Source organism: Bradyrhizobium sp. USDA 3650 (genome assembly GCF_054057395.1).
Genome location: NZ_JBSRZG010000001.1, coordinates 3,801,758 through 3,827,650 on the forward strand (window position 1 = coordinate 3,801,758; position 25,893 = coordinate 3,827,650).

The window sequence follows — 25,893 nt, forward strand, 5'->3', positions numbered from 1 at the left end:
TAACCGCGGTTTTGTCTAGGCATGCCGGCTCGCTCAAAACAAATTCAAATCCAGTGTTGCGCCGGCGCTGCACTCAGGCGGTCTTTTTCCCGAAGTGGAACAAGTTAACGATGTCTTGCGCGCCGTCCTCTTGATCTCAGTTGCAACCGCCGGCTTCAATCCGGGCAACTACAGGGGGGAACCTGTGGAGGAGGAAACACATGGAGGGGGAAACACATGAAGGGGGAAACATATGGCCGAACAGATGACTGAAGAGACTGACGTCATCGTTGTCGGCGCAGGACTGTCCGGCCTCGTGGCCGCAACCGAGATCGCGGACGCCGGCAAGCGCGTGATCGTAGTCGACCAGGAGGGCGAACAGTCGCTCGGCGGTCAGGCGTTCTGGTCGTTCGGCGGATTGTTCCTGGTCGATTCGCCGGAGCAGCGCCGGCTCGGCATCAAGGACTCCTTCGACCTCGCGATGCAGGACTGGCTCGGCACCGCCGGCTTCGACCGTGACGAGGATTTCTGGCCGCGGCAATGGGCCGAGGCCTATGTGGCGTTCGCTGCCGGCGAGAAGCGTGCGTGGCTGCGCGCGATGGGCCATCGCATCTTCCCCGTGGTCGGATGGGCCGAGCGCGGCGGCTATGACGCAATGGGCCACGGCAATTCGGTGCCGCGCTTTCATGTCACCTGGGGCACCGGGCCCGGCATCGTCGAGCCGTTCGAGCGCCGTGCGCGCGAGGCCGTCAGGAGCGGCCGGCTGAGCTTTCGGTTCCGCCATCGCGTCGACGCGCTCTCGATCACCAACGGCACGGTGGATGGCGTCGGCGGTGCCATTCTCGCCCCGGATAATGTCGAGCGCGGCAAGAGCTCATCGCGCAAAATCGTCGGCGAGTTTGCGTTGAAGGCCCAAGCCGTGATCGTCGCGTCCGGCGGCATTGGCGGCAATCACGAGCTGGTGCGGCAGAACTGGCCGAAGCGGCTCGGCGCGCCGCCGAAATTCATGATCTCCGGCGTGCCCGAGCATGTCGACGGCCGCATGATCGGCATCACCGAGAAAACAGGCGCGCGGCTGATCAACCGCGACCGCATGTGGCATTATGTCGAAGGCATCCAGAACTGGTCACCGATCTGGCCGCGCCACGGCATCCGCATCCTGCCCGGCCCCTCCTCGATGTGGTTCGACGCCACCGGCACGCGCTTGCCGGCGCCATTATTTCCCGGCTCCGACACGCTCGGCCAGCTCCAATACATCATGTCCACCGGGTACGATTATTCCTGGTTCATCCTGACCCAGAGCATCATCAAGAAGGAGTTTGCGCTGTCGGGTTCGGAGCAGAACCCCGACCTCACCGGCAAGAGCTGGCGCATGACGATCAAGCGCGCCACCAACAAGGGCGCGCCGGCGCCGGTGGAAGCGTTCAAAAGCCATGGTGTCGACTTCATCGTGCGCGACAAGATCGAGGATCTCGTTGCGGCCATGAACAAGCTGGCCGGCAGCGACCTCCTCAAGCTCGAGCACATCAGGATGCAGATCGAGGCGCGCGACCGTGAGATCGCCAATCCTTACGTCAAGGATGCGCAGGTGATGAACATCCACAATGCGCGGCGCTATATCGGCGACAGGCTGATCCGCACCGCCTCCCCGCACCGCATCCTCGATCCCGCGCAAGGGCCGCTGATCGCGGTCAAGCTCAACATCCTCACGCGCAAGACGCTGGGCGGTTTCGAGACCGACCTCTCTTCGCGCGTGTTCGGTGAGGAGGGCAGCGTCATCCCTGGTCTCTATGCAGTGGGCGAAGCCGCCGGCTTCGGCGGCGGCGGCGTGCACGGCTATCGCTCGCTGGAAGGCACGTTCCTCGGCGGCTGCCTGTTCTCGGGCCGCAATGCGGGCCGGGCCGCGGCGAAGGCCGTGGGCTAGATCATGCGGTGGCGGCTGCGCATCGCGGCGTTTGTTGCGGCATTGGCCGCCGCCTCGGCTGCGTCCGCCGATACGATCGACGTCGACGGCGTGAAGCGGTCCTACACTGTGCAATTGCCGGCGAAGCGGCTCGTGCCGCTCGTCGTCGTGCTGCATGGCAAGACCCAGCGCGGCGCCGACATGATGACGCGGACGGCGTGGCCGCAGGTCGCAAAGCGCGAAGGGTTTGCGGTGGTCTTTCCCGATGGCCTCAACCACGCCTGGGCCGATGCGAGGACCAAGGCGGGACCGGCGCTCCGTGGCCCGCCCGCGGGCACCGACGACGTCGCCTTCATCGCAAAGCTCGTCGAGAAGCTGGTGGCGAACGGCACCGCCGACCCTCGCCGCGTCTATGTCACCGGCATCTCCAATGGCGGCGCCATGGCAATGACGCTGGTCTGCGCCCGCGCCGATCTGTTTGCTGCCGCCGCGAGCGTGAGCATGAACCTCACCGATGAGGCCGCAGTCACGTGCCATCCGTCGCGGCCGCTACCGATGCTGCTGATGAACGGCACGGCCGATCCGCTGGTCCCCTACGAGGGCGGCCGCGGATCGAGCTATTATGCCGCAGACGGATTCTGGTCCACCGACGAGACGCTTGCGTTCTGGCGCAAGCTCAACGGCTGCGAGACCGACAATCCCGACATAACCGATTTGCCCGACAGGGCGCCCGCAGACCAGTCCACGGTGACACGGATCTCCTCGCGCTGTCCTGGAGGGCACGACGTCGTGCTTTATCGCATCAATCAAGGCGGTCACCGCATGCCCGGATTTTCTCCGGATGCGCGTTTCCCGAAGGTCGCCGCCAGCTTGCTGGGATCGCAGAACGGCGACATCGACGCCGCCGAGACGATCTGGACGTTCTTCGGCCAGTTTCCTTGAAGCGCGACGCATGCGTCCCCGGCAACGCATGCTTGCCTGGGGTGGCACAGGGCAGGCCGCTGCGCTAGACAGGGCCGCCATTCAAAGGAGACTCCCAATGAGCATTCAGCGTCTTGAAACCGGCCCGCGCATGAGCCAGGTCGTCGTGCACGGCAACACCGTCTATCTCGCCGGTGTCGTCGCCAACAACGCCGCCGGCGAAAGCGTGACGAAGCAGACCCAGGACATCCTGGCGACCATCGACAGCCATCTCGCCAAAGCGGGCACCGACAAGTCGAAGCTGCTCTCGGCCACGATCTACATCACCGACATGAAGACGTTTGGCGAGATGAACGCGGTGTGGGACGCCTGGGTCTCGCCCGGCAACACGCCGGCGCGCGCCACCGTCGAAGCCAAGCTCGCGGCAGCACAATACACCGTCGAGATCATGGTCACTGCGGCGAAGTAACCGCGGAAAATTTACGCGCGCTGATGACCTCAGCGGTAATCGATCAGCGCGCGTGAACCTTCGATAGTCAGGTCAGCCGAACGACACGGCGCCATCGAAGGAGACTACAATGACCGACCCCATCACCATCGCCCGCCGCTACATCGATCTCTGGAACGAACGTGCAGCCGGCCGCCGGCGCGAACTGCTGAGCCAGAACTGGACGGCGGATGCGAGCTATGTCGATCCCCTGATGAAGGGCGACGGCCATGACGGCGTCGATGCGCTGATCGCAGGCGTGCAGCAGCGCTTTCCCGATTTCAAGTTCAAGCTGATCGGCGAGCCCAACGGCTACGGCGACCATGTCCGCTTCAGTTGGGGCCTTGGTCCCGAGGGCATCGACAGCCCGATCAAGGGGACGGATTTCGCCGTGCTGAAGGACGGCCGTATCAGGAGCATCACGGGATTTCTGGACCAGGTGCCCGCAGGCGCGTGAGCACGCGCTGATCGTTGCCAGGCCCTCTCCCTTGTAAAGGGAAAGGGCGCAGCGGCGCTCGTCGCACAGGCACTAGTTATTCGCGCTCGCAGAATCGTCCATCGCCTTGAAGGCTTCCTCCAGCTGCAGCGAGATCGGCACGTTCAGCCGTTCGCCGGTCGGAAGTCGTGCGGTGAACCATTTGTTGTAGAGCGGGACGAGGTCGTGGTTGGAGCCGAGCTTGCGGAAGGTGCGATCGACCACGGCCGTCAGTTGCGGCTCGCCCTTGCGGAACATGATGCCGTAGGGGTCGTAGGACAGGTAATCGCCGGTGACGCGGAACTTGTCCTGTGCCTTGTGGCGCACGATCAGGCTGGACAGCAGGATGTCGTCGGTCGCAAACGCATCGGCCTTGCCGTCGACGAGCATCTGGTATGACTGTTCGTGATCGGCACCGACAACGATGGTCAGTCCCAACGAGGACTTCTTGTCGGCCGCCTGGATCGCCTGCTCGTTGGTGGTGCCCTTCGTCACCACGATGGTCTTGCCCTTCAGATCAGCCAGTGACTGGGCGCTGGACGCCTTCGGCACCATCAGTTTGGTGCCGGCGACGAACATCAGCGGCGAGAAGGCGACGCGCTTGCCGCGCTCGGCATTGGCCGTGGTCGAGCCGCATTCCAGGTCGATCTTGTTCTGGAGCACGGCGTCGATTCGGTCATCCGAGGTGACCTTGACGTAGGCGATCTTGAGATTGGGATCGTCGACCTCGACGCCGATCTCCTCGACGATGGCCTCGCAAAGCTCGAGGCTGTAGCCGATCGGCCGGTTGGCCTGATCGAGGAAGGAGAACGGCGGCGAGCTCTCGCGATAGCCGAGCCGCACGGTGTGCGCGGTCTTGATCGCTGACAGCGTCGGGCTAAGCCCTTCGCTGCCACCGGTCTGGGCGAAGGCACCCGTGGCCAGCTGGCACGCTGCCAAAAACAAGCCGCCCGATATCGCCATTGAAAGGCGCATGATGCACTCCGATCAATGGCCGGCCATCGCAGGCACTTCGCCGGGGATCATGTCCCCCGGCACGGCATCGCCCGGTTCAAGCTCGTGCTCGGGCCCGAGCTCGCCTTCCCACTTGGCCACGACCGAGGTCGCGAGCGTGTTGCCGATCACGTTGGTGGCGCTGCGGCCCATGTCGAGGAAGGTGTCGATGCCCATGATCATCAACAGCCCGGCCTCGGGGATGCCGAACTGCGACAGCGTCGAGGCGATGACCACGAGGGAGGCGCGCGGCACGCCGGCGACGCCCTTCGAGGTGATCATCAGCGTTGCCAGCATGGCGAGCTGGGTGCCGAGCGGCATGTCGATGTGGTAGCTCTGCGCGATGAAGACGCTCGCGAAGGTGCAGTACATCATCGTGCCGTCGAGATTGAAGGAATAGCCGAGCGGCAGCACGAAGCTCGAGATCCGCGACGAGGCGCCGAACTTGTTCAGCCCCTCCAGGGTTTTCGGATAGGCCGCTTCGGAACTCGCGGTGGAGAACGCGATCATCAGCGGCTCGCGGATCAGCTTCAGCAGATGGGCGTAGCGCGGCCCGATCACGATGAAGCCCACGACCACCAGGATGCCCCACAGCAGCGCGAGCGAGAGATAGAAGCCGCCCATGAAGACGATGAGCTTCCAGAGCACCAGCAGGCCGTTCTTGGCAACCGTCGCGGTGATGGCGGCCCAGACCGCGAACGGCGCGAACAGCATCACATAGCCCGTCACCTTGAGCATGATGTGGCCGATGTCGTCGATCAGCGCCAGGATCGGCTTGGAGCGCTCGGGCATCGAGCCCATCGCCACCGAGAAGAACACGGCGAAGATCACGATCTGCAGGATCTCGTTCTGCGCCATCGCATCCGCGATCGAGGTCGGGATCAGATGGGTCAGGAATTTTTCGATCGAGAAGGCGGAAACCGGCAGGCCGGTCGACTGCGCCTTGTCAGGCAGCGTACCGGGGAAGTTCGCGCCGGGCTGGAGCAGATTGACCATCACGAGGCCGAGCATCAGCGAGACGAAAGAGGCGCTGACGAACCAGCCCATGGTCTTGGCGAAGATGCGGCCGAGCTTGGAGCCCGAGCCCATGTGAGCAATGCCGCCGACCAGGGTCGCAAACACCAGCGGCGCGATGATCATCTTGATCAGGCGCAGGAAAATCACGGCGATCAGGTTGATGGACGAGGCCCAGTCGCCCCGCGTGTCGGGCAGGAAATTATAGATCGCCGCGCCCATGATGATGCCCAGCACCATCGCCACCAGAATGAATTGCGTAAACCTGTTCGACATTGAACACCCCCGCTACACCGACCGCTTCATGATGTCGCAGATATGATGATGACGCAACACGCTTGGCGTGCGATCGCCGGGGCGGATGTTCCCGTTGCGCAACTGGCGCTCGCGATCTAGCCTTCATGCAGCGCACAACGAAAGCGGCTTGCACGTTTTTCTTGCGGCAGCTGCATCAATAATCGTCAAACGACCGAGGGGAAACATCATGAGCGCCAGCGTCAATCGTCAGATTCTTTTGGTGGAAAAGCCCAGCGGCAAGCTCGGCCCCGAGCACTTCAAGCTGGTCGAAGGTGCGGTGCCTGAGCCGAAGGACGGCGAGGCCTTGCTGCGCGTGCGATACATCTCGCTCGACGCCGCCAACCGCGCCTGGATGCACGGCGCGACCTATCGTTCAGCAGTCGAAGCCAACAGCGTGATGGCCGGCGGCGCCATCGCCGAGGTCGTCAGCTCAAAGGCGCCGGGGCTTGCGCCGGGCGACATCGTGTTCGGCGACACCGGCTGGCAGGAGTTGGCGGCAGTGCCCGCCAAGCATCTCACCAAGATGCCGAAGCTCGAGCCGATGACGCATCTGCTCAGCGTGTTCGGTATCGCCGGCCTCACGGCTTATTTCGGCCTGCTGGAGATCGGCAAACCGAAGGAAGGCGAGACGGTCGTGGTCTCCGCGGCCGCGGGCTCGGTCGGCTCGATCGTCGGGCAGATCGCGAAGATCAAGGGATGCCGCGTGGTCGGCATCGCCGGCGGCGCCGACAAGTGCAACTGGCTGACCTCCGAGCTCGGCTTCGATGCAGCCGTGGACTACAAGGACGGCGCGGTGTTCAAGGCGTTACGCGCGGCGGCTCCGAAGGGCATCGACGTCTATTTCGACAATGTCGGCGGCGACATTCTCGAAGCCTGCCTGCCGCAGATGAACAATTGCGGCCGCATCGCGTGCTGCGGCGCGATCTCGCAATATGACGGCGCGCCCTCGGCACACGGCCCGCGCGGCGTGCCTGGCCTGATCGTGGTGAAACGGCTCGTCATGCAGGGCTTCATCGTGATGGACTACATGAAGGAAAGCCAGCGCGCGCTCGCCGACCTCCAGGTCTGGGTCACATCCGGCAAGCTGAAGGTGCAGGAGGACATCATCGACGGCCTCGAGAACACGCCGAAGGCACTGATCGGATTGCTGGCGGGCGACAACCGCGGCAAGCGCATGGTCAAGCTCTGACGACGTAGTTACGTCGCAATTGCAAAGCCAATATCTACTTGCGGTAGAGGTCGCGACGGCCAATGATGCCGCGCGCGGCATCACCCGCGACGATTATTTGCATCACATTTGAAAAATTGTCGGCGTTACCGACAGGGCAGGAATTCACTCAAATGTTCAACATGTTGAAACATGCGTCGGCACGCGGGGCGTTGCTGGCGGCGGCTCTCTTCGCAACTGCAGCAGGCGCATTCGCACAAGCACCGACCGAGGCGCAGAAGAGCGCGATCCGCTCCGCATGCCGCTCGGATTTCATGGCGCACTGTTCGAGCGTCACGCCCGGCGGCGTGGAGGCCTATCAATGCCTGCAGAAGAACATGTCCGGCCTGTCATCGGGATGCCAAACCGCGGTTCGCGCCGTCGAGCCAGCTGCGGCGCCGAAAACCGAAGCTGCACCCAAGGAGGCTGCACCCAAGGCGGAGGCCGCGCCTGCCGCTCCGAAGGCTGAATCCGCTCCCACCGCGAAGCCGGCGGCCGCGCCCAAGGCCGCCGCAGCCGCCGCTGCGGCCAAACCGCCGAGCAGCGCGCAGGTCGCCGCCGTCAAGAGCGCGTGCCGCGCCGATTATCCCAAGGTGTGCGCCAGCGTGCCGCCGGGCGGCGCGCCTGCGCTCGAATGCCTGGAGAAGAACAAGGCAAAGGTTTCGCCGGCCTGCGAGAAGGCCGTCACCGCCGCGGCCGGCGGCGGTGGCGCGGCAGCACCTGCGGGCGCGGCTCCTGCGGCGGCAGCAGCACCGGCGGCCGCGCCTGCCGTGATCGTGCTGCGCCCGCTGCGGCCACGCGAAGAGCTGTTCATCGTCCAGTCCGCATGTCGCGAGGATGTCCGCACGCTGTGCGGCAGCGTGGCGCCAGGTGGCGGTCGGATCATCCAATGCGTTGCCAGCAACGCCGCGTCGTTGTCGCCCGCCTGCAAGGACGTGCTGGCGCCGTTCGCTGCACGCTAGAGAGGCGTGCGATCCGGTGGTCCGCTGTACTAGGCTGCTGGTGGACGGGGTTTACGTGAAGCGCTGCGTCTGACGGGGCGGATGGCCAAGCCGGCGCGGTTTGGCTATGCTTCGCGAGGTCACTGCTTCGGACACGCGCCAAACGCGCGTCCGGACATGAGCTTCGGCGTGCCGCGCGCTTCGCCGATAATTCCGCTGGCGCGGAAAGCCGGAGCACATTAGTCTACCCCTAGATAGTAAGTATACTGTCAATCAGGGAGGACAGACGTTGCGGATCGCCGTGATTGGCGGGGGGCCCGGTGGGCTCTACTTCGCCTATCTCTGGAAGAAGCGTCACCCCGAGGATCAGGTCGACCTGTTCGAACAGAACCCGGCCGACGCGACCTGGGGCTTTGGCGTCGTGTTCTCGGACCAGGCGCTGGAATTCCTGCGTGCCGACGACCCCGAGACGGTCGACGCGATCGCGCCGCACATGGAGAGCTGGGAGAACATCACGCTGAACCTGAGCGGCGACAGCGTGGCCATCGACGGTGTCGGCTTCTCCTCGATCGGCCGGCTTGAGCTCTTGCGATTCCTGCAGCAGCGCGCGCTCGATGCCGGCGTCACACCGCGCTTCGACACGCCGATTCATGCGATCGACCAGCTCAACGGCCACGATCTGATCGTCGCCGCCGACGGGCTGAACTCGCTGGTGCGCCGCGCCTTCGAGGGCGATTTCGGCACCTCGCTGTCCTACTCCTCCAACAAGTTCGTCTGGTACGGCACCTCCAAGCGCTTCGACACGCTGTCGCAGACCTTTGTGAAGACCGACCGCGGCGCCTTCAACGCCCATCACTACCGCTATTCGCCGACCATGAGCACGTTCCTGGTCGAATGCGATCATGCGACCTGGCAGGCCTACGGTTTCGCCTACAAGGACGTGGAGCAGTCCAAGGGTGTCTGCGAGGAGGTGTTCGCCGACACGCTCGGCGGCCGCTCGCTGGTTTCCAATAAATCGGTCTGGCGCAACTTCCCCTGGGTCTGGAACGAGCACTGGTCGTTCAAGAACATGGTGCTGCTCGGCGACGCCCTGCACTCGGCGCATTTCTCGATCGGCTCGGGCACGCGGCTCGCGATCGAGGATGCCATTGCGCTGGTCAAGGCGCTGGAATCGGACGCCCATCTTTCGACCGCTCTGCATCGCTACCAGGCCGCGCGAAAGCCGGTGGTGCAGAAGCTCGTCAACGCCGCGCGGACCAGCGCGTTCTGGTACGAGCACTTTGCTCAGCACATGCAGCAGGGCCTGATGGACTTTGCCTACAGCTACATCACCCGCTCAGGCCGCATCGACGACTCCCGCCTGCGCGCGATGTCGCCGGCTTTCATGGCGCGCTACGAAGCCGCCAAGAACGGTGGGGACGAGGCATGAGCGGGCAGATTAAAGACCAGGTGCCCGCGGACTGCGCGGGCGCGCGCGAGATCGGCTTTTCCGTTCCGCAGGTCTACAATGCCAGCCGCGTGCTGTTCGACAATGTCGGCAAAGGCCGCGGCGACAAGCTCGCGCTCATTGGCCCCGCGGGGACGCGCACCTACGCCGAGCTCTGCGCGGAAGCCGGGCGCTGGGGCAACGGCTTTGTCTCGCTTGGCCTCGAGCGCGGCGACCGCGTGCTGCTGTTCCTCGACGATACCCCGGCCTACCCGGCCGCGTTCTTCGGCGCGGTGCGCGCCGGCTTCGTGCCATTGCTGATCAACACGCTGACACCGCCAGATCTGCTGCAATTCTATCTCGCCGATTCCGGCGCTTATGTTGCGGTGGCGGATGCCGAGTTCTGTGCACGGTTCAACGCCGAGGCTTGCAAGGACACGGCCCTGCATACGCTAGTCATCGTCAATGGCGCGGTGGGCGATCACGCAGCACCGAACGCCGTCTCTGCCGCCGGCTGGCTCCCGCAATTCTCGGCCGAACTCGCGGAAGCCGATACGCATCGCAACGAGATGGCGTTCTGGATGTACTCGTCCGGATCGACTGGCCGGCCCAAAGGCATCGTGCATCTCCAGCACGACATGGCCTATAGCGAAGTCGCCTTTGCGCAGAACGTCTTGAAGCTGACGCCGGACGACATCTGCTTCTCGGTGCCAAAAATCTTCTTCGCCTATGGCTTTGGCAACGCGATCACCTTCCCGTTCTCGGCGGGCGCGACGACGCTGCTGTTGCCGGGCCAGCCGAAGCCCGCGGCGATCTTCGCGGCGATCGAGCAGTACAAGCCGACGGTCTTCTTCGGCCTGCCGACACTTTATACATCGCTGACCAAGGCCGAGAGTGCCGACAGGACCGACTTCTCGTCACTGCGCATGGCGCTCTCGGCCGCGGAGGTGCTCTCGGCCGACGTCTTCAACGGCTGGAAGACGCTCACCGGTCTCGAGATCGTCGAAGGCCTCGGCTCGACCGAGGTGCTGCACATCTATCTCTCCAACCGCCCCGAGCGGAAGAAGCTCGGCGCCGCCGGCCTGCGCGTGCCCGGCTACGAGGTCGCGCTGCGCGACAAGGACGGACGCGACGTCGGCGACGACGAGGAAGGCATCTTGTGGGTGCGCGGCGATTCCAACACGCCGCTGTACTGGAACCGGCCGGACAAATCCACCGAGACCATCCGCGAAGGCGGCTGGATCTACACCGGCGACCGCTTCGTCCGCGATGCCGACGGCTTTCACTTCTTCCGCGGCCGCGCTGACGACCTCATCAAAATCTCCGGCCAGTGGGTCTACCCGCTCGAGGTCGAGCTGTGCCTCGCCGACCACCCCGACATCCGCGAATGCGCAGTGTTCGCGGCCGAGCTGCCGGACCGGCGCATGACGCTGAAGGCGGTCGTGGTGATGAACAGCCGCGCGGCGGACCAGAGCGAGACGACCCGGCGGCTGCAGGATTACGTGAAAGGCAAGCTGCTTCCCTACAAATATCCGCGTGAGGTGATCTTCATCGACGAGCTGCCGAAGACGGGCACGGGGAAGATCGACCGGCAGGCGCTGTTGCGGATGTGAGCCACGCCGTCATCGCCCGCGAAGGCGGGCGATCCAGTACTCCGAGAAGGCGAGCAATGCGGAGAGGTCACGGCGTACTGGATTCCCCGCCTTCGCGGGGAATGACAACCAAGATTAAGGCGTCTTCCCCAGATGCTCCAGCGCGTCCTCCGCCCGGAGCGGTACCCGCGATGCCTCGTTGTTGAGATCGACGAGCTGCACCAGGAGCCCCATCAAAGCCTTGCGGTCCGCAGGCTTGAGCGGCTCGAGCATCCGCATCTGGGCGCGTTCGACGGCGGGAATGATGTCGCGCAGGATCGCCGCGCCTGATTTGGTCAAATAGAGCAGCTTGATCCGCTTGTCTTCCGGCGCCGGCCTGCGCTCGACGAAATCCTTGGCCTGAAGCCGCTCGATCACGCTGCCGAGCGTGGAGCGGTCGAAGGCGATCACCGCGGACAGTCGCGTCGCGTCGATCCCGGAGTGGGTGTGGATCGCGATCAGCGCCGCGTATTGTACCGGCGTGAGGTCGAACGCCTTGCACTCCTCCATGAAGATCGAGACCGCGATCTGCTGCATGCGCCGGAACAGATAGCCCGGCGCGGCATAGACTGCGTCTATCGTGATCGGAAGGGCAGGCTTACTCGGCATCGGGCTGCTTCTCCGGCGCGGCGTTGACGAACGCCGGCAGCGCCTTGGCCGCAGCTTCCGCTTTATGCAGGCGCGGATAGGCGGAGACGTCGACGCCGAACCGGCGCGCATTGGCGAGCTGCGGCACCAGACAGAGATCGGCGAGCGTCGGCGCATCCCCGAAGCAGAACGGGCCCGGCTCGTTTCTGATCAGCGTCTCGCAGGCCGCGAGCCCCTCGCGGTTGACCCAGGCCGCCCAATCCTGAACCTTCTCCTCGGCAAGGCCGAGCTCGCGTAGCCGCGCCAGCACTTTCAGATTCTGCACGGGGTGAGTGTCGCAGGCGATCGCCAACGCGAACGCCCTCGCCTTGGCGCGCTGCAACGCATCCCTCGGCAGCAACGGCGGGTTGGGATGGGTCTCGTCGAGCCATTCGATGATGGCGAGCGATTGGGTCAGCACTGCGCCCGCATCGTTCTCCAGCGCGGGCACCAGGCCCTGCGGATTGATGGCGAGATAGGCGGGCGCGCATTGCTCGCCCTTGCGAAGGTGATGCGGCAGGTGCTCGGCACCGAGACCCTTGAGGTTTAGCGCGATCCGCACCCGGTAGGCGGCGCTGGAGCGGAAATAGCCGTGCAGCTTCATCGGAACCCTCCCGTTTCGTTCTTGTTCGCACGTTGACGCTACCTAGATCGTAAGTATACTGTCAATCAACAAAACGACGGGAGCCGCACCATGGAAGCCGTGACTAAGACGCCGGAACGCGAGGCGTTCTACAAGAAGATCGACGGCGAGAATCTCACTGCGCTCTGGACCGTCATGAGCGATTTGATCACGCCGGAGCCGAAGAGCGCTTGCCGGCCGCATCTGTGGAAGTTCGAGGTCATCCGCGACTACATGACCGAAGCCGGCAGACTGATCACGGCGAAAGAAGCCGAGCGACGCGTACTTGTGCTAGAAAATCCCGGCCTGCGCGGGCAGTCGAAAATCACCACGTCGCTCTATGCCGGCGTGCAGATGGTGGTGCCCGGCGACGTCGCGCCAGCTCACCGACACAGCCAATCGGCACTGCGCTTCGTGCTCGAAGGCAAGGGCGCCCACACCGCGGTCGACGGCGAGCGCACCGCGATGGAGCAAGGCGACTTCATCATCACGCCGTCGATGACCTGGCACGATCATTCCAACGAAACCGACCAGCCGATGTTCTGGCTCGACGGTCTCGACATTCCGCTGGTGCAATTCTTCGACTGCTCTTTCGCGGAAGGCTCCAACGAGGATCAGCAGAAGATTACAAGGCCCGCCGGCGACAGCTTCGCACGCTACGGCCACAATCTGCTGCCGGTCGACGTGAAGCGGAGCTCGAAGACGTCGCCGATCTTCAGCTATCCCTATGCCTACACGCGCGAGGCACTGGAGAAAGCCCGCACGAGCCAGGAGTGGGACGCCTGTCACGGGCTGAAGCTGAAATTCAGCAACCCCGAGACCGGCGACTTCGCGATGCCGACCATCGGCACTTTCATCCAGTTGCTGCCGAAGGGCTTCAAGACCGCGCGCTATCGCGCGACGGACGCAACGGTGTTCTGTCCGATCGAAGGCCACGGCCGCACCCGCATCGGGGAATCGACCTTCGAATGGGGCCCGCGCGATTTGTTCGTGGTGCCGAGCTGGCAATGGGTGACGCACGAGGCTGACATGGACGCGGTGCTGTTCAGCTTCTCGGATCGCCCCGTGCAGCAGAAGCTGGACTTGTTCCGGGAAGATCGCGGGAATGCGTGAATGTCGTAGGGTGGATTAGCCGAAGGCGTAATCCACCATCGGTTTCTCCACGTCGACACAAGGTGGTGGGTTACGCTTCGCTAACCCACCCTACGGCAGCAGCGACTATGGCTAACGCCAGTGCAACAGCCGCATCTCCAGCCAGTTGATCACCCGCCCCACGATCAACCCAAACACCGATAAAATCACCACGCCCGCGAGCAGCTGATCCGTCTGCATCAAATTGCCGGCCTGCAGCACGAACGCGCCGATGCCGTATTGCGCGCCGATCATCTCGGCGCTGACGACGAGCAGCAGCGCCACCGACGACGTGATGCGGAAGCCGGCGAGGATCGCGGGCAGCGCGCCCGGCCACACCACCTTGCGCACGATGGTGGCGAACGGCACGTTGAAGCTCTGCGCCATGCGGATGAGATTGCGCGGCACCGCGTCGACGCCGCTATAGACCGAGATCGCGGTCGAGAAGAACACCCCGAGCGCAATGGTCGCGATCTTGGGCTCTTCACCGATGCCGAGCCAGAGGATCAACAGCGGCAACAGCGCGATCTTCGGGATCGGGAACAGCGCCGAGATGAAGGTGATGCCGACGCTGCGCGCCAGCCGCGACAGGCCGATGGCAAAGCCAACCGCGACACCGGCCGCCGTGCCGAGCAGCCAGCCGACACCGATGCGCAGGAGCGACGCGGAAAGGTGCTGCCACAGCGCACCCGAGATCGCGAGCTGGTAGATCGCACGCGCGATCGCCGATGGTGGTGGCAGGAACAGCGGATTGACGAGGCCGGTGCTGCCCGCCGCCTGCCAGATCGCAATGACCAACGCGAGCGCGATCCAGCCGCCGAAACGGCTGCTCGCCGGCACGAAGCCGGCGCCGCGAAAGCGGACGGGTCGGACCGCGTCATCCTTCGCAGATGGTCCCACTGGCGCGCGATCAAGCATGCTGAACCTCGCGTTCAGCATCGATCGCCTCGTTGCGGATCAGCGACCAGATCTGGTTCTGAAGCGCGAGCAGCTTCTCACGGGCTGCAATGTCACCGCGCTCCGTGCGCGTCATCGGCACGCTCACGACTTCGCGAATGCGGCCAGGACGCCGCGACAGCACCACGATGCGATCGGCAAGCCGCGCCGCCTCTTCGAGATTATGCGTGACATAGACCGCGCCCATGCCGCCATCGGCGAGCAGCCGGACGAAATCCTCCATCAGCAGTTCGCGGGTCTGCGAATCCAGCGCCGAGAGCGGCTCGTCCATCAGGAGGATGGCCGGCCTGACCGCAAGCGCGCGCGAAATGCCGACGCGCTGGCGCATGCCGCCGGACAGCTGCTTTGGATAGGTTTTGCGAAAATCGGTCAGGCCGGTGCGGCGCAAGGCGTCGTCGACCAGCGCGCGGCGCTGCACGGCCGAGAGCTGGGTGTGCAGCAGCGGGAGTTCGACGTTCTCCTCCACATTGGCCCAGGGCAGCAGCGCGAAATCCTGGAACACGAAGGTCAACGGATTGAGACTGTCCGCCGGCGGCGATCCACGCAGCTCGGGCGCGCCGGAGGTCGGCAACAACAGCCCACCGAGGATCGACAGCAGCGTGCTCTTGCCGCAGCCGGAGGGCCCCACGATCGCCACCACCTCGCCCGCGCTGACGGTGAACGAGACGTCGTCGAGCACGGCGAGTTCGCCGAAGCGATGGGTGATGTGGTTGGCGATCAGGTCCATGCGTTGCGTTCTACTCTCAATCCGCCTTCACAAATTCCTTTGCGATGATCGCATTCGCGTCAAAACCCTTGTCGGCAAAACCCTGCTCCTGGAGCCATTTGATCTGGTTGTCGACGTTCTTCACATCCAGCTTGCCGTCGGGATCGATATAGGCGCAGTTGCCGACCACCTGCTCGACCGGCAGGTTCGTATATTTGGCGATGATCTCCAGCAGCGGCTTTGTCTTGTCATTGATCGGCGCGACACCGTCCTTCATCGCGGCAAGGATGACGTTGTGATATTCGCGGTCGGCCTTTGCCAAAGCGCCGAGCAGCTTCGTCACCAGCACCTTGTTGGTCAGCGTCTTCGGCGAGGCGAACACCGCGCCCAATTGCCAGGGTGTCTCGTCGCCGACCCAGCCGAGAAACTTCGCACCGCCGTCGTCCATCAGCTTTCGCGCGGTGGAGATCGGCAGCAGCGCCGCATCCACGGTTTCGCCCTTCAGCGCGGCCGCCGCATTCGACAGCGATTGCAACGGCACGATCTTCACGTCGGCGAGCTTGAAGCCGTATTTGTCGGCAAGCAGGCCGAGCGAATAGTGAAAGGAGGAGCCGACCTGCGTCATCGCCACGCGCTTGCCGGCGAGATCCTTCGGCGTCTTCAGGCCGCTCGCATAGGCGTTGTTGCTGGCGAAATAGCCGATCAGGGGATAGCCGGCCTTCTCGCGGCTCATGCCGCCGATCACCTTGAGCACGCCCTTGCCGGCGAGATTGTAGAGACCGGCGGTGAAGGCGGTGACGCCGAAATCGATGTCGCCGGATGTGGTGGCCACCGCGATCGGCTGCGCCGCATCGAAGAATTTCAGCTCGACGTCGAGGCCGGCCTCGCGGAAATAGCCCTTGTCCTGCGCGATGAAGACCGGCGCGGAGGAGGATAGCCTGAGCACGCCGATCCTGGCCTTCAGCCCGTCTTCGGCTCGGGCCGTGCCCATCGCTGTGATCGCCATCAGGCCAGCTAGCGCGAGCCGCACAATCCCGGTCATTTCGTTTCCTCGCCGTCGTTATCTTGCAGTCGGTTACAGGCCTTCGGGCACGGGCTGGTCCCGTCCGATGAAGGCGCCCTGTTGTTTCAACCTTTCCTGCAGCTTTTCAACGGGGATGTCACGCGGGATCCGGTTTCCGGAGAGCGCCAGCGCTGCGGCGGAACCGGCGGCCTCCCCCATCACGAAACAGGCACCGGAGACCCGGGCCGCCGATTGGCCCTCATGGGTCATCGAGGCGCAGCGGCCGGCGACCAGCAGGTTGTCGACGCCTTCGGGCACCAGCATGCGGTAAGGCAGCTCGTTATAGCCGCGCGATTCCGGGATCGGCGGGAAGGTGAACACGACGTCGCCGGGGACATGGGCCTCGATCGGCCAGCCATTGACCCCGATGGAATCCTCGAACGAGGCGCAGCCGAGCACGTCCGCGCCGCTAAGCTGATAGCCGCCATTGATGCGGCGGGTTTCGCGGATGCCGAGCTGCGGCGGCAGGTCGACGATGTAGGATTTTTCAAAGCCCGGCACGGTGCGCAGGAATTCGAATGCGGCGAGCGCTTGCTTGCGGCCCTCGATCTCGCCGCGGGTGAGATCGTCAGGCTCGATGCCGTTGATGGCATGGCCGTCCTCGCGCGCCACTTGCGTGAAGTTCACCCGCCATTCGATGCCGGACTTTTGCGGCCGCACGATCGCGCTCTTGCGCGGGAATGTGTGGGTACCGGCGGCGGCGGCCTGCTCCATCAATTGCGGGATGGTGCGCCAGGCATCGCCCGCCTTCGCGGGATCGATGCCGTTGAGACGCAGCATCATCGAGGGATACATCGGATGGCCGTGCTCGTCGCCGAATTCGAACGGCGCGCCGGCCCAAACCGCGAGATCGCCGTCGCCGGAGCAATCGATGAAGATCTCCGACCGCACCGCCTGCCGGCCGGCCTTGGTCTCGACCATCAGCGCATGGATGCGGCTGTTATCGCCCATCACGATGCCGGCACCGAGCGCGTGGAAAAGGATGTGCACCTTGTGACTGGCGAGCAGTTGGTCGGCCGCGATCTTGTAGGCGGCGGTGTCGTAGGCCTGGGCGAAGACCTTGCCGAGAATCAGATGCGGCGCGTTGAGGCCGTTCAAATGGTTGATCCGCGCCAGCAGCTCGGACGCCATGCCTTGCACCAGCCGATGGGCCTCGCCGTAGACATTGCCATGCAGGCCGCAGAAATTGGTGACGCCGGCCGCGGTGCCCATGCCGCCAAGAAAGCCGTAACGCTCGATCAGCAGCGTCTTCCGTCCCGCGCGTGCGCTTGAGGCCGCCGCCACGATGCCGGCCGGACCGCCGCCGAGCACGACCACTTCATATTCGCCATAGATCGGCACATGGCGTGCCGGTTCTTCGATCGTCATGGCCCGCATGGCGCGTCCTGCTCCCGAAATCTCTTGCTTGGGCCGACTATGAATTAACGCGTGCCGGGCTACAATCCACCAAAATACACGATCAGCTTTCACGAATCGAGAAAGGTGGAAAATGGACGTCCTCGTGAACCTCCAAGCCTTCCTCGCCACCGCGGACGCCGCCGGATTTTCCGCCGCGGCGAGAAAACTCAATGTCGCAACTTCGGTGGTCGCAAAGCGGGTCACCCAATTGGAGACGCGGATCGGCACGCCGCTGTTTCATCGCTCGACGCGGCAATTGCGGCTGACCGCGGCCGGCCAGGAATATGTCCAGAGAGGCGCGGAGCGTGGTCGCCGATGTCGGCGATCTCCTGTCGCGCATGGGCGAGAAAGGCCATGATCTTATCGATCATTTGCGTATCAAGGCCCCGACCTCGCTGACCATCGCTCGGCTTGCCGATGTGTTCAGCGCGTTCCAGACCCAAAACCCGAAGCTGAAACTCGAAATCGTCTTGATCGATCGTCCCGTCGATCCGGTGACGGAAGGCTTCGATATCGCCATCGGCGCGTTCCCGCATTCGTTTGGCGGCGTGGTCGACGAACCCCTATGCCGATTGAAGCGCTTGTTATGCGCGTCGCCGGCCTATCTCGGCGCGCACGGCATGCCGCGACACCCGCGCGATCTGGTCGATCATCGTTGCCTGAGTTTTCTTCCCACCGGCCCGGACTGGGTATTCGACGGGCCGCGCGACCGTATCACCGTTCAGGTCCGCCCGCTGTTGAGTTCGAACGAGGGCCACGTGCTCGTCAAGAGCGCGATCGCCGGCAACGGCATCGCCTTCATCTCGCACTATCTTGCGGAAGAGGCTCTACGCCAAGGCACGTTGCAGGTCGTGTTGCCGGATTTTCCAATCCCCGATTTATGGGTCAAGGCCACCATTCCCGAGCGACGGGTCCAGGCTGCAGCGGTTCAGGCGCTATTGCGCGAATTGAAGAGCTCGCTGTTGCCGGTGCTGTAAGCCCGTTTCGTTGCACCCGCGGCGTCGCCGATTTCTCCGGGAATTCAGGCCGCCGAGCGGATGGTGTGGAGGAAATCGTCGACGTTCGACTTCATCGAATCCGCCTGCTGCTTCAGGGCCGCCGCGACCGTAAGAGCGGCTTCGGCACCGGCGTCGGTCTCTCCCGCGACCGCGCGCACCTGACCGATTTCCTGCGTCACCGCCGTGGTGCCGTTGGCCGCCTCTTCGACGTTGCGCGCGATTTCGCCCGTTGCCGCGCCCTGCTCTTCGACCGCCGCGGCGATCGCGGTGGCGATGTCGGCCATTTCCTTGACCGTGGTGCCGAACTGCTTGATCGCCTGGACCGATTGGCCGGTCGCACTCTGGATCGTCGCGATCTGGCTGGCGATCTGCTCGGTCGCCTGCGCTGTCTGGGTGGCGAGACTCTTGACCTCGCTGGCGACGATCGCGAAGCCCCGGCCGGCGTCACCGGCGCGCGCCGCTTCGATGGTCGCGTTCAGCGCCAGCAGATTGGTCTGACTGGCGATGGCCTGAATCAATTGAATGATGGTGCCGATCTTTTCAGCCGCATCCGACAGCCCATGGATCAAATCGGAGGTGCGGTTGGTCTCGTCGGTCGCCCGGTTCGAGACCGCGACGGAGCGGTGCACCTGGCTCGAGATTTCGCGGATCGAGGCCGCGAGCTGCTGCGTGGCGGAGGCGACGGTCTGCACGTTCATCGATGCCTGCTCGGCGCGGGTCGCGACCGCCTCGGCGAGCCCGCGACCACGCTCGGCGACCTTTGCCAACTCCTCGGCGCTGCGCCCCATGTCGTCGGCGCGGCCGCCGACACCGGCAATCACCCCCTGCATGCCCTGCTCGAAGCGGCCGGCAAGATCAGACATCATGCGGGCACGGTCGGCCTCGGTGGCTTCGCGCTGCGCCGTGGCCTCGCCTTCCATGCGACGAACCGCCAGTGCATTTTCGCGAAACACCTCGACGGCACGCGCCATGCGGCCGATTTCGTCGCGCGATTCGCCGCCTGGAATGGGCTCATCGAGCTCGCCCGCCGCCAGCGACTGCATCCGGTCCGTCATGCCGCGAATCGGGCCGGATACGCTGGCTCCGATCAGCCATGCGAGCGCCGCTCCCAGCAGCAGCGCGCCGGCCGCGGTCGCGATGACGGTCTGTTTGGTTTGATCGACCGCCGCCGAGGTCTTGTCGCCCTGCTCGGCGCGCACGGTGCCGAGCTTCGCATTGATCTTGTTGACCTGATCGTCGATCGCCGCACTCGCCTTCTTCAGTTCAGCCTGCCTGGCGCGCAGATCGGCGGCGACCTTGATAACCTCTTCGAGCGCCGTCGTGTCGGCGGCGATCGCGGTCTTGAGTGCTGCGACCAGCGTCTTCAATTTGGGGGCGTCCGCAGTCGCCAGCTCAGCCTCGGTGTCTGCGATCGCCAACTGGGCGTAGGACAACGCCTGCCTGGCGTCGTCGGCATCGCCCGTCGACAAAGTGGACCCATAGCGCATCACGGTGACGCGCAGCGCGTCGACGACGCCGGCCAGGCGCATCGGGTTGACAAGCCGTTCCGCATCATCCGAGCGATTGGCGAGCGCAACCTGAATGCCGCTGACATTGAGGCCGGCGGCCGCGCCGTGGGCGTCGGTCCTCGTGGTGGCGGCGCGCAGCCGATCCGCGGCATCCGCCGCCGCGGTGAACGACGAACGATAGGTTTCCAGCGCCGTCTTGACCGGGCCGATGCCTTCCGCGATCGCTTGCAGCTTGCCGAATTGCCGATCGGCCTGATCGGCCAGTTTGCCCACGCTGTCGATCGCCTTGGCTGCGGCATCCTTGTCGCCGACATTCCAGGTTCGGATGAATTTCTCGACCGCCGAGTTCGCTTCCAGAAGCGCGGCACGCGCCTGTGACATGCCGGCGTCGCCAGCAGCGCTGGTCACGAGGTCATTGACCGTTCCGCCGATCCGCTCGACCTGGACCACGGCGAAGCCCGCCAGCACGACCAGGAAGCTCAGAACCAGCGCGAAACCGCCAAACACGCGCGGACGAACACCGACCCGGGACATCATGTGCGATAATTTCATTGGAATCCCGAAATCCTTACTGGGTGGACCGGATGGTGGCGAGCAGATCCTTGCCGAACCGCTTCTCGAATTCCTGATCGAGCGGCTTGACCGCGTCGACGAAGGGTTGGCGATCGAATTTCTCGATCACGTCCATGCCGCCACTGCGCACCTGCTCGAGCGACGCGGCATCGAGCTTCGCCTGCCATGTCGCCTCCGCTCCCGCCTTTGCCTGCGCGATCAGCGTGGCCTGGTCGGCCGGAGTGAGCTGCTCGAACATGGCCCGGTTGGCGATGAACACGACCGGCGCGAAGAAGTGGCCGGTCAATGTGAGGTATTTCTGGACTTCATAGAGACGGGATCCGGCAATGGTCGGCACCGGATTTTCCTGCCCATCGAGCCGGCCGTCCTTGAGCGCGGTATAGACCAGCGGAAATTCCATCGGGACCACTTCGGCACCGAGCGCCTTGAACGTCATCTGATAGATCGGGTTCGGGATGACACGAATCTTCAGACCCTTGATATCCTCGGGGCTGCGAACGGGCCGTTTGGAATTCGTGATGTTGCGGAAGCCCTGTCGGCCAATCGCCAGCAAGGTCAGCCCCTTGTCGCCGAATTTGGCGGCGATTGCCGCGCCGGCCGGACCTTGCGCCACGGCCTTGGCGTGAGCCGTATCGCGAAACAGGAAGGGAATGTCGAACACGCCGAGTTCGGGGACAACCGCACTGACCACCGAACCCGACAGCACCGCCATATCCACGGCGCCGGACTGCGTCGCTGCGAGAATGGCGTTCTCGCTACCGACTGCATTGGTGGCGCGCTGGTCGATCACGATGGGCTTGCCGGGCAATGCCACCAGCTTCTGGCGAAATTCATCCGCCCCGATCTGCTGCGGGCTCCCAAGCTGGGAATTGAACGCCAGAGAGACCAGCCGAGGTGAAGCGGCAACCGGATGCAGGACCAGCAGCGTTGCCGCCGCGACGATCGATCCGGCCTTCCAAAATCCCAGAACTTCTCTGTGCATCCGACACCATGGCGTGACAATTGTCGTAACCATAATGGTCGGGAATGATTGAACTCTTAAGGATGGCCCCGCGGAATTACGGGGATTCGAATCGATCCCGCGTGCACGATTGGGGATGGTGCACGATGCAGATCGTATCGGCTTGCTGCTGAGCGGCGCGCTCAGGCCTTGCCGCCACTCCAATTCGCCGCGCGCTTCTCCGCGAACGACGCCAGCCCCTCCGCGGCTTCCGCACTCTGTCGCTTCAGCGAATGCAGCTGCACGAGCCGCTCGTAGGCGGCATCGTCCACCGCCATTCCGCCGAACGAGCTCTCCAGTGCCAGCCGCTTGGTCTCGGCCATCGCTTCAGGTCCGTTGGCAAGCAACTGCTCGATCACCTTCGCGCCGGCGGCGTCGAGATCGGCGAGCGGCACGACCTCGTGGACGAGGCCGATGCGGCAGGCATCCTCGGCGCCGAAACGTTCACCTGTCAGCGCGTAGCGGCGGACTTGCCGTACACCGACGGCATCGCAGAGCTGCGGGATGATGATGGCCGCGGTCAAGCCCCAACGCACTTCGGTGATCGAGAACAGGGCGTTGTCGGCCGCGATCACGACGTCGCAGGCTGCGATCACGCCGGTGCCGCCGCCGAAGCAGCCGCCCTGCACCAGCGCGACCGTCGGGATCGGCAGCGTGTTGAGCCGCTGCACGGCCTCGAATGTCGCCCGCGACGCAGCCTCGTTCGCATCAGCCGATTGCGGCCGCACGCCGTTGATCCATTTGAGGTCGGCGCCGGCCTGGAAATGCTTGCCATTGCCCTTGAGCACGACCACGCGAAGGTTGGGCTTGCTGCCGAGATCGTCCATGGCCGCGAGCACGCCCGCGATCAACGCGCCGTCATAGGCGTTGTTGACCTCCGGCCGGTTCAACGTGACGGTCGCAACCCCACGCGCATCCAGGGTCCACAGGACGGGGCTGTCGGTCATCTTTGTTCCTCCGCTCGTTTTGTTTGGCGCGCACTATGACCGAGGCTCCGCACCTTGATCCATATCTTTCGAGCGTAGGGCAGCCGCGTCCATCGCATGGCGGCTTGTGTCATGCTGCCGCGGGGCGGCATTAAGGGATCAGGGACGGACATCACATGCGCATCTGCATTTTCGGCGCGGGCGCCGTCGGCAGCCATCTCGCGGTCAGGCTGGCCCGCGCCGGCCACGAGGTCTCGTGCGTAATGCGCGGCGCGCACCTGGAGGCGGTCCGGGCCAACGGCCTCAAGCTGCGCGTCGGCGATTCCGAGGTCTCCGCCAAGGTGAACGCCTCCGGCGATCCGGTCCAGCTCGGCCCCCAGGACGTCGTGATCAGCACCTTGAAGGCAACCGCGTTGACCGGGCTGGTCTCCAGCCTCAAGCCGCTGCTGCAGGACGACACCGCCATCGTGTTCGCGCAGAACGGCATTCCCTGGTGGTACGGGATCGGCCTGCCGCCGCGACACCCGACCCCGCCCGACATTTCCTTCCTCGACCCGGGCGGGCGCCTGCGCGCCTGCATCCCGAAGGAGCGGATTGTCGGCGGCGTGGTCTTCTCCTCCAACGAGGTGATCGCGCCCGGCGTGGTGCAAAACCTGACGCCGGACCGCAACCGGCTGCTGATCGGCGAATGCGACGACCGCAATTGCGAGCGCATCACCACGCTGCGCGGTGTCTTCACCGACGCGCGGCTGGAATCGCCGCCGGTCGCCGAGATCCGCGAGGCGATCTGGTCAAAGCTGCTGACCAACATGTCGCTGTCGGTGCTGTGCCTGCTCACCGGCCAGACCGCGCGCGGCGTGCGCGACGATCCTGCGTTCGCCGAGGTCATCCCGCGGATGCTGAACGAGGCCAACGAGATCGCCCAGCACTTCATCCCCGAGGTCAAGCGCGTGTCACGCAGCGGCCCCGCCCCCAATCACAAGCCGTCGCTGCTGCAGGACTACGAGCTCGGCCGCGCCATGGAGATCGACGTCCTGGTGAAGGCGCCCCAAGCCTTCGCGCGCACCGCCGGCCTGTCGACGCCGACCCTCGATCTCATTGCCGCGCTGGCGATCCAGAAGGCGCGCGACAAGGGGCTATATTCGGCGTGAGATTTCAGGCGAGCTTGTCGATCCAGACCACCAGCGCATCAAGCACCTCGGTCAGCGCCTCGTCATTGGTGCGGCCGGACTTTTTCAGCACCGCAAAGGAATGATCGCCGCCTTCGACCTCATGCAGTGTCGCCTTCGGGGCAAGAGCGGCGATGACCGGCTTGAGGAGGCCGAGATCGGCGAGCCCGTCGCGGGTGCCTTGCAGGAACAGCATCGGGATCTCGACACGGGCCAGATGCTCGGCGCGCTCCGCCGACGGCTTCTTGTCGGCGTGCAGGGGAAAGCCGAGGAAGGCGAGCCCTTTGACATCAGGCAGCGGAGCCTTGGACTGTGCCTGCGAGGTCATGCGTCCACCGAAGGATTTTCCGCCCGCAACGAGCTTCACACCGGGGCAGAGCCGCGCGGCTTCCTCGACTGCCGCGCGGATCGTGGCATGGGCGACCGCCGGCTGGTCGGGACGGCCCAGCTTGTTCTCCATGTAAGGAAAATTGAAGCGGAAGGTCGCGATGCCGCGAGCAGCGAGCCCCTCCGCAATCCTGTCCATCGATGCGTGCCGCATCCCTGCACCGGCACCATGCGCCAGAACGTAGCAGGCGCGCGCCTTGTCCGGCTGCATCAGGATCGCCGAGACCGTGCCGATGCGCGCGATGTCGAGCTTGAGCTCTTGAGTTTTGACAGCCACAATCAACCATTCCGACAGACGCTAGTCCGGCCGCCTTGGTAGCGTCACCGGCGCAGCCTGAAAACACAATAATTGCCGCTGCCGACTGGCCTACCAAGCCGGAACACTGCATCAACCGAGGTTTCCATGTCCTACCGCTCCTCCTGGATGACCGAAGAGCTCGAAATCTTTCGCGACCAGTTCCGGAAATACCTTGCCAAGGATCTGGCCCCGCATGCCGAAAAATGGCGCGAGCAGAAAATGGTCGACCGCTTTGCCTGGCGCGGGCTCGGCGAGATGGGCGCGCTGCTGGCAAGCGTGCCCGAGCAATATGGCGGCCTGGGCGCGACCTTCGCCTATGACGCCGCCGTGCTCGACGACCTCGAAAGCACGGTGCCGGAGCTGACGACCGGCGTCTCCGTGCACAGCGCGATCGTCGCGCACTACATCCTCAATTACGGCTCCGAGGAGCAGAAGAAGCGCTGGCTGCCGAAGATGGCCTCGGGCGAGATGGTCGGCGCCATCGCCATGACCGAGCCCGGCACCGGCTCGGATTTGCAGGCCGTCAAGACCACCGCCAGGAAGCAGGGCAATTCCTACGTCATCAACGGACAGAAGACTTTCATCACCAACGGCCAAGCCGCCGATCTCGTCATCGTGGTCGCGCGCACCGGCGATGTCGGCGCCAAGGGCATTTCGCTGATCGTGGTCGAAACCTCAGGCGCGGATGGATACAAGCGAGGGCGCAACCTCGACAAGATCGGCCTGCATGCCTCCGACACGTCCGAGCTATTCTTCGACAACGTCGCGGTCCCGCCAGACAATTTGCTCGGCGGCGAGGAAGGCCAGGGCTTCGTGCAGCTGATGCAGCAGTTGCCGCAGGAGCGCCTCGCGCTCGCCGTCGGCGCGGTCGCCGCGATGGAGCGCGCGATAAAGCTCACCGTCGACTACACCAAGGAACGAAAGGCGTTCGGCAAGCCGCTGATGGATTTCCAGAACACCGCCTTCAAGCTCGCCGAGCGCAAGACCGAAGCGATGATCGCGCGCGTCTTCGTCGACTGGTGCATCGAGCGGCTGGTCGCCAAGGACCTCGACACCGTCACGGCGTCGATGGCGAAATACTGGTGCTCGGAGAAGCAGGTCGAGACCGCCGACGAATGCCTCCAGCTGTTCGGCGGCTACGGCTACATGCAGGAATATCCGATCTCGCGCATCTTCATCGATTCCCGCATCCAGAAGATCTATGGCGGGACGAACGAGATCATGAAGCTGTTGATCGCGAGGTCGCTGTAATCAGG

23 protein-coding genes and 1 pseudogene are annotated in these 25,893 nt (G+C 64.5%); 12 read left to right on the forward strand and 12 right to left on the reverse strand.

The window, feature by feature from the left end:
• Nucleotides 1–244 precede the first annotated feature (244 nt).
• The 4 genes from ACVIN2_RS17620 to ACVIN2_RS17635 all read left to right on the forward strand — a co-directional run bounded on the left by ACVIN2_RS17620 (nt 245) and on the right by ACVIN2_RS17635 (nt 3,747).
• On the forward strand, nt 245–1,903 hold the full coding sequence (locus ACVIN2_RS17620; protein ID WP_456766506.1) for an FAD-binding dehydrogenase: 1,659 nt from the start codon (nt 245–247) through the stop codon (nt 1,901–1,903).
• 3 nt (nt 1,904–1,906) lie between these two features.
• On the forward strand, nt 1,907–2,824 hold the full coding sequence (locus tag ACVIN2_RS17625) for an extracellular catalytic domain type 1 short-chain-length polyhydroxyalkanoate depolymerase (protein WP_456766507.1): 918 nt from the start codon (nt 1,907–1,909) through the stop codon (nt 2,822–2,824).
• Nucleotides 2,825–2,921: 97 nt separating this feature from the next.
• On the forward strand, nt 2,922–3,272 hold the full coding sequence (locus ACVIN2_RS17630; protein WP_007599359.1) for a RidA family protein: 351 nt from the start codon (nt 2,922–2,924) through the stop codon (nt 3,270–3,272).
• A 109-nt stretch (nt 3,273–3,381) separates the two neighbouring features.
• On the forward strand, nt 3,382–3,747 hold the full coding sequence (locus tag ACVIN2_RS17635; protein ID WP_063994233.1) for a nuclear transport factor 2 family protein: 366 nt from the start codon (nt 3,382–3,384) through the stop codon (nt 3,745–3,747).
• A 72-nt stretch (nt 3,748–3,819) separates the two neighbouring features.
• Here ACVIN2_RS17635 and ACVIN2_RS17640 read toward each other — a convergent pair whose 3' ends face one another.
• Both ACVIN2_RS17640 and ACVIN2_RS17645 read right to left on the reverse strand, forming a co-directional pair.
• On the reverse strand, nt 3,820–4,740 hold the full coding sequence (locus ACVIN2_RS17640; protein WP_456766508.1) for an amino acid ABC transporter substrate-binding protein: 921 nt from the start codon (nt 4,738–4,740) through the stop codon (nt 3,820–3,822).
• Nucleotides 4,741–4,752: 12 nt separating this feature from the next.
• Entirely contained in the window at nt 4,753–6,048 is a 1,296-nt protein-coding gene (locus tag ACVIN2_RS17645; protein ID WP_027569994.1) for a dicarboxylate/amino acid:cation symporter, read from the reverse strand.
• 208 nt (nt 6,049–6,256) lie between these two features.
• On the opposite strand from ACVIN2_RS17645, the gene ACVIN2_RS17650 reads away from it, so the two are divergent.
• The 4 genes from ACVIN2_RS17650 to ACVIN2_RS17665 all read left to right on the forward strand — a co-directional run bounded on the left by ACVIN2_RS17650 (nt 6,257) and on the right by ACVIN2_RS17665 (nt 11,256).
• Complete coding sequence (locus ACVIN2_RS17650; RefSeq protein WP_456766509.1) at nt 6,257–7,258, forward strand: NADP-dependent oxidoreductase; 1,002 nt, start codon at nt 6,257–6,259, stop codon at nt 7,256–7,258.
• Nucleotides 7,259–7,410: 152 nt separating this feature from the next.
• Entirely contained in the window at nt 7,411–8,238 is an 828-nt protein-coding gene (locus ACVIN2_RS17655; RefSeq protein WP_456766510.1) for a cysteine rich repeat-containing protein, read from the forward strand.
• A gap of 268 nt (nt 8,239–8,506) precedes the next feature.
• Nucleotides 8,507–9,646 carry an FAD-dependent monooxygenase gene (locus tag ACVIN2_RS17660; protein WP_219684556.1) on the forward strand — a complete coding sequence of 380 codons (1,140 nt, stop codon included), beginning with the start codon at nt 8,507–8,509 and terminating at the stop codon, nt 9,644–9,646.
• On the forward strand, nt 9,643–11,256 hold the full coding sequence (locus tag ACVIN2_RS17665; RefSeq protein ID WP_456766511.1) for a benzoate-CoA ligase family protein: 1,614 nt from the start codon (nt 9,643–9,645) through the stop codon (nt 11,254–11,256). The genes ACVIN2_RS17660 and ACVIN2_RS17665 overlap by 4 nt, the downstream gene beginning before the upstream one ends.
• A gap of 114 nt (nt 11,257–11,370) precedes the next feature.
• Here the strand turns inward: ACVIN2_RS17665 and ACVIN2_RS17670 are convergent, their stop codons facing one another.
• Nucleotides 11,371–11,883 carry a MarR family winged helix-turn-helix transcriptional regulator gene (locus ACVIN2_RS17670; protein WP_456766512.1) on the reverse strand — a complete coding sequence of 171 codons (513 nt, stop codon included), beginning with the start codon at nt 11,881–11,883 and terminating at the stop codon, nt 11,371–11,373.
• Nucleotides 11,873–12,505, reverse strand: coding sequence for a maleylacetoacetate isomerase (gene maiA, locus ACVIN2_RS17675; protein ID WP_456766513.1), 633 nt, complete (start codon nt 12,503–12,505; stop codon nt 11,873–11,875). The genes ACVIN2_RS17670 and maiA overlap by 11 nt, the downstream gene beginning before the upstream one ends.
• A gap of 90 nt (nt 12,506–12,595) precedes the next feature.
• On the opposite strand from maiA, the gene gtdA reads away from it, so the two are divergent.
• The gene (gene gtdA / locus ACVIN2_RS17680) at nt 12,596–13,636 is read left to right on the forward strand and encodes a gentisate 1,2-dioxygenase (RefSeq protein ID WP_456766514.1); all 1,041 of its coding nucleotides are present in this window, start codon (nt 12,596–12,598) and stop codon (nt 13,634–13,636) included.
• Between the two features lie 111 nt (nt 13,637–13,747).
• On the opposite strand, the gene ACVIN2_RS17685 is transcribed toward gtdA, so the two are convergent.
• From ACVIN2_RS17685 to ACVIN2_RS17700, 4 genes are read right to left on the reverse strand one after another with little or no spacing between them, the layout of a single operon-like run.
• Nucleotides 13,748–14,572 (reverse strand): ABC transporter permease, encoded by an 825-nt coding sequence (locus ACVIN2_RS17685; RefSeq protein ID WP_456769745.1) that lies wholly within the window; start codon nt 14,570–14,572, stop codon nt 13,748–13,750.
• Nucleotides 14,565–15,338 carry an ABC transporter ATP-binding protein gene (locus ACVIN2_RS17690; RefSeq protein ID WP_456766515.1) on the reverse strand — a complete coding sequence of 258 codons (774 nt, stop codon included), beginning with the start codon at nt 15,336–15,338 and terminating at the stop codon, nt 14,565–14,567. Before ACVIN2_RS17690 ends, ACVIN2_RS17685 begins: the two co-directional genes overlap by 8 nt.
• A gap of 16 nt (nt 15,339–15,354) precedes the next feature.
• On the reverse strand, nt 15,355–16,359 hold the full coding sequence (locus ACVIN2_RS17695) for an ABC transporter substrate-binding protein (RefSeq protein WP_456766516.1): 1,005 nt from the start codon (nt 16,357–16,359) through the stop codon (nt 15,355–15,357).
• Between the two features lie 33 nt (nt 16,360–16,392).
• Nucleotides 16,393–17,757 carry an FAD-dependent oxidoreductase gene (locus tag ACVIN2_RS17700; protein ID WP_456766517.1) on the reverse strand — a complete coding sequence of 455 codons (1,365 nt, stop codon included), beginning with the start codon at nt 17,755–17,757 and terminating at the stop codon, nt 16,393–16,395.
• 112 nt (nt 17,758–17,869) lie between these two features.
• Here ACVIN2_RS17700 and ACVIN2_RS17705 point away from each other — a divergent pair.
• Nucleotides 17,870–18,755, forward strand: a pseudogene (locus ACVIN2_RS17705) (LysR family transcriptional regulator).
• A 44-nt stretch (nt 18,756–18,799) separates the two neighbouring features.
• Here the strand turns inward: ACVIN2_RS17705 and ACVIN2_RS17710 are convergent.
• The 3 genes from ACVIN2_RS17710 to ACVIN2_RS17720 all read right to left on the reverse strand — a co-directional run bounded on the left by ACVIN2_RS17710 (nt 18,800) and on the right by ACVIN2_RS17720 (nt 22,804).
• Nucleotides 18,800–20,836 (reverse strand): methyl-accepting chemotaxis protein, encoded by a 2,037-nt coding sequence (locus ACVIN2_RS17710; protein WP_456766518.1) that lies wholly within the window; start codon nt 20,834–20,836, stop codon nt 18,800–18,802.
• 16 nt (nt 20,837–20,852) lie between these two features.
• Entirely contained in the window at nt 20,853–21,839 is a 987-nt protein-coding gene (locus ACVIN2_RS17715; RefSeq protein WP_456766519.1) for a TRAP transporter substrate-binding protein, read from the reverse strand.
• 161 nt (nt 21,840–22,000) lie between these two features.
• Nucleotides 22,001–22,804 (reverse strand): enoyl-CoA hydratase-related protein, encoded by an 804-nt coding sequence (locus tag ACVIN2_RS17720; RefSeq protein ID WP_456766520.1) that lies wholly within the window; start codon nt 22,802–22,804, stop codon nt 22,001–22,003.
• Between the two features lie 155 nt (nt 22,805–22,959).
• Here ACVIN2_RS17720 and ACVIN2_RS17725 point away from each other — a divergent pair, with 155 nt between their 5' ends.
• Complete coding sequence (locus ACVIN2_RS17725; protein ID WP_456766521.1) at nt 22,960–23,934, forward strand: ketopantoate reductase family protein; 975 nt, start codon at nt 22,960–22,962, stop codon at nt 23,932–23,934.
• Between the two features lie 4 nt (nt 23,935–23,938).
• Here the strand turns inward: ACVIN2_RS17725 and ACVIN2_RS17730 are convergent, their stop codons facing one another.
• Nucleotides 23,939–24,616 (reverse strand): alpha/beta hydrolase family protein, encoded by a 678-nt coding sequence (locus ACVIN2_RS17730; protein ID WP_456766522.1) that lies wholly within the window; start codon nt 24,614–24,616, stop codon nt 23,939–23,941.
• Nucleotides 24,617–24,742: 126 nt separating this feature from the next.
• Between ACVIN2_RS17730 and ACVIN2_RS17735 the strand changes: the two genes are divergently transcribed.
• Nucleotides 24,743–25,888 carry an acyl-CoA dehydrogenase family protein gene (locus ACVIN2_RS17735; protein WP_456766523.1) on the forward strand — a complete coding sequence of 382 codons (1,146 nt, stop codon included), beginning with the start codon at nt 24,743–24,745 and terminating at the stop codon, nt 25,886–25,888.
• Nucleotides 25,889–25,893 lie beyond the last annotated feature (5 nt).

What these genes read in the sequence shown, in the direction of transcription:
- ACVIN2_RS17700 (WP_456766517.1), bottom strand. Translation starts at nt 17,757, where the DNA reads ATGCGGGCCATGACGATCGAAGAACCGGCACGCCATGTGCCGATCTAT.
- ACVIN2_RS17635 (WP_063994233.1), top strand. Translation starts at nt 3,382, where the DNA reads ATGACCGACCCCATCACCATCGCCCGCCGCTACATCGATCTCTGGAAC.
- ACVIN2_RS17685 (WP_456769745.1), bottom strand. Translation starts at nt 14,572, where the DNA reads ATGCTTGATCGCGCGCCAGTGGGACCATCTGCGAAGGATGACGCGGTC.
- ACVIN2_RS17720 (WP_456766520.1), bottom strand. Translation starts at nt 22,804, where the DNA reads ATGACCGACAGCCCCGTCCTGTGGACCCTGGATGCGCGTGGGGTTGCG.
- ACVIN2_RS17710 (WP_456766518.1), bottom strand. Translation starts at nt 20,836, where the DNA reads ATGAAATTATCGCACATGATGTCCCGGGTCGGTGTTCGTCCGCGCGTG.
- ACVIN2_RS17695 (WP_456766516.1), bottom strand. Translation starts at nt 16,359, where the DNA reads ATGACCGGGATTGTGCGGCTCGCGCTAGCTGGCCTGATGGCGATCACA.
- ACVIN2_RS17665 (WP_456766511.1), top strand. Translation starts at nt 9,643, where the DNA reads ATGAGCGGGCAGATTAAAGACCAGGTGCCCGCGGACTGCGCGGGCGCG.
- gtdA (WP_456766514.1), top strand. Translation starts at nt 12,596, where the DNA reads ATGGAAGCCGTGACTAAGACGCCGGAACGCGAGGCGTTCTACAAGAAG.
- ACVIN2_RS17650 (WP_456766509.1), top strand. Translation starts at nt 6,257, where the DNA reads ATGAGCGCCAGCGTCAATCGTCAGATTCTTTTGGTGGAAAAGCCCAGC.
- ACVIN2_RS17655 (WP_456766510.1), top strand. Translation starts at nt 7,411, where the DNA reads ATGTTCAACATGTTGAAACATGCGTCGGCACGCGGGGCGTTGCTGGCG.
- ACVIN2_RS17645 (WP_027569994.1), bottom strand. Translation starts at nt 6,048, where the DNA reads ATGTCGAACAGGTTTACGCAATTCATTCTGGTGGCGATGGTGCTGGGC.
- ACVIN2_RS17690 (WP_456766515.1), bottom strand. Translation starts at nt 15,338, where the DNA reads ATGGACCTGATCGCCAACCACATCACCCATCGCTTCGGCGAACTCGCC.
- ACVIN2_RS17620 (WP_456766506.1), top strand. Translation starts at nt 245, where the DNA reads ATGACTGAAGAGACTGACGTCATCGTTGTCGGCGCAGGACTGTCCGGC.
- ACVIN2_RS17725 (WP_456766521.1), top strand. Translation starts at nt 22,960, where the DNA reads ATGCGCATCTGCATTTTCGGCGCGGGCGCCGTCGGCAGCCATCTCGCG.
- ACVIN2_RS17735 (WP_456766523.1), top strand. Translation starts at nt 24,743, where the DNA reads ATGTCCTACCGCTCCTCCTGGATGACCGAAGAGCTCGAAATCTTTCGC.
- ACVIN2_RS17640 (WP_456766508.1), bottom strand. Translation starts at nt 4,740, where the DNA reads ATGCGCCTTTCAATGGCGATATCGGGCGGCTTGTTTTTGGCAGCGTGC.
- ACVIN2_RS17670 (WP_456766512.1), bottom strand. Translation starts at nt 11,883, where the DNA reads ATGCCGAGTAAGCCTGCCCTTCCGATCACGATAGACGCAGTCTATGCC.
- maiA (WP_456766513.1), bottom strand. Translation starts at nt 12,505, where the DNA reads ATGAAGCTGCACGGCTATTTCCGCTCCAGCGCCGCCTACCGGGTGCGG.
- ACVIN2_RS17715 (WP_456766519.1), bottom strand. Translation starts at nt 21,839, where the DNA reads ATGCACAGAGAAGTTCTGGGATTTTGGAAGGCCGGATCGATCGTCGCG.
- ACVIN2_RS17625 (WP_456766507.1), top strand. Translation starts at nt 1,907, where the DNA reads ATGCGGTGGCGGCTGCGCATCGCGGCGTTTGTTGCGGCATTGGCCGCC.
- ACVIN2_RS17630 (WP_007599359.1), top strand. Translation starts at nt 2,922, where the DNA reads ATGAGCATTCAGCGTCTTGAAACCGGCCCGCGCATGAGCCAGGTCGTC.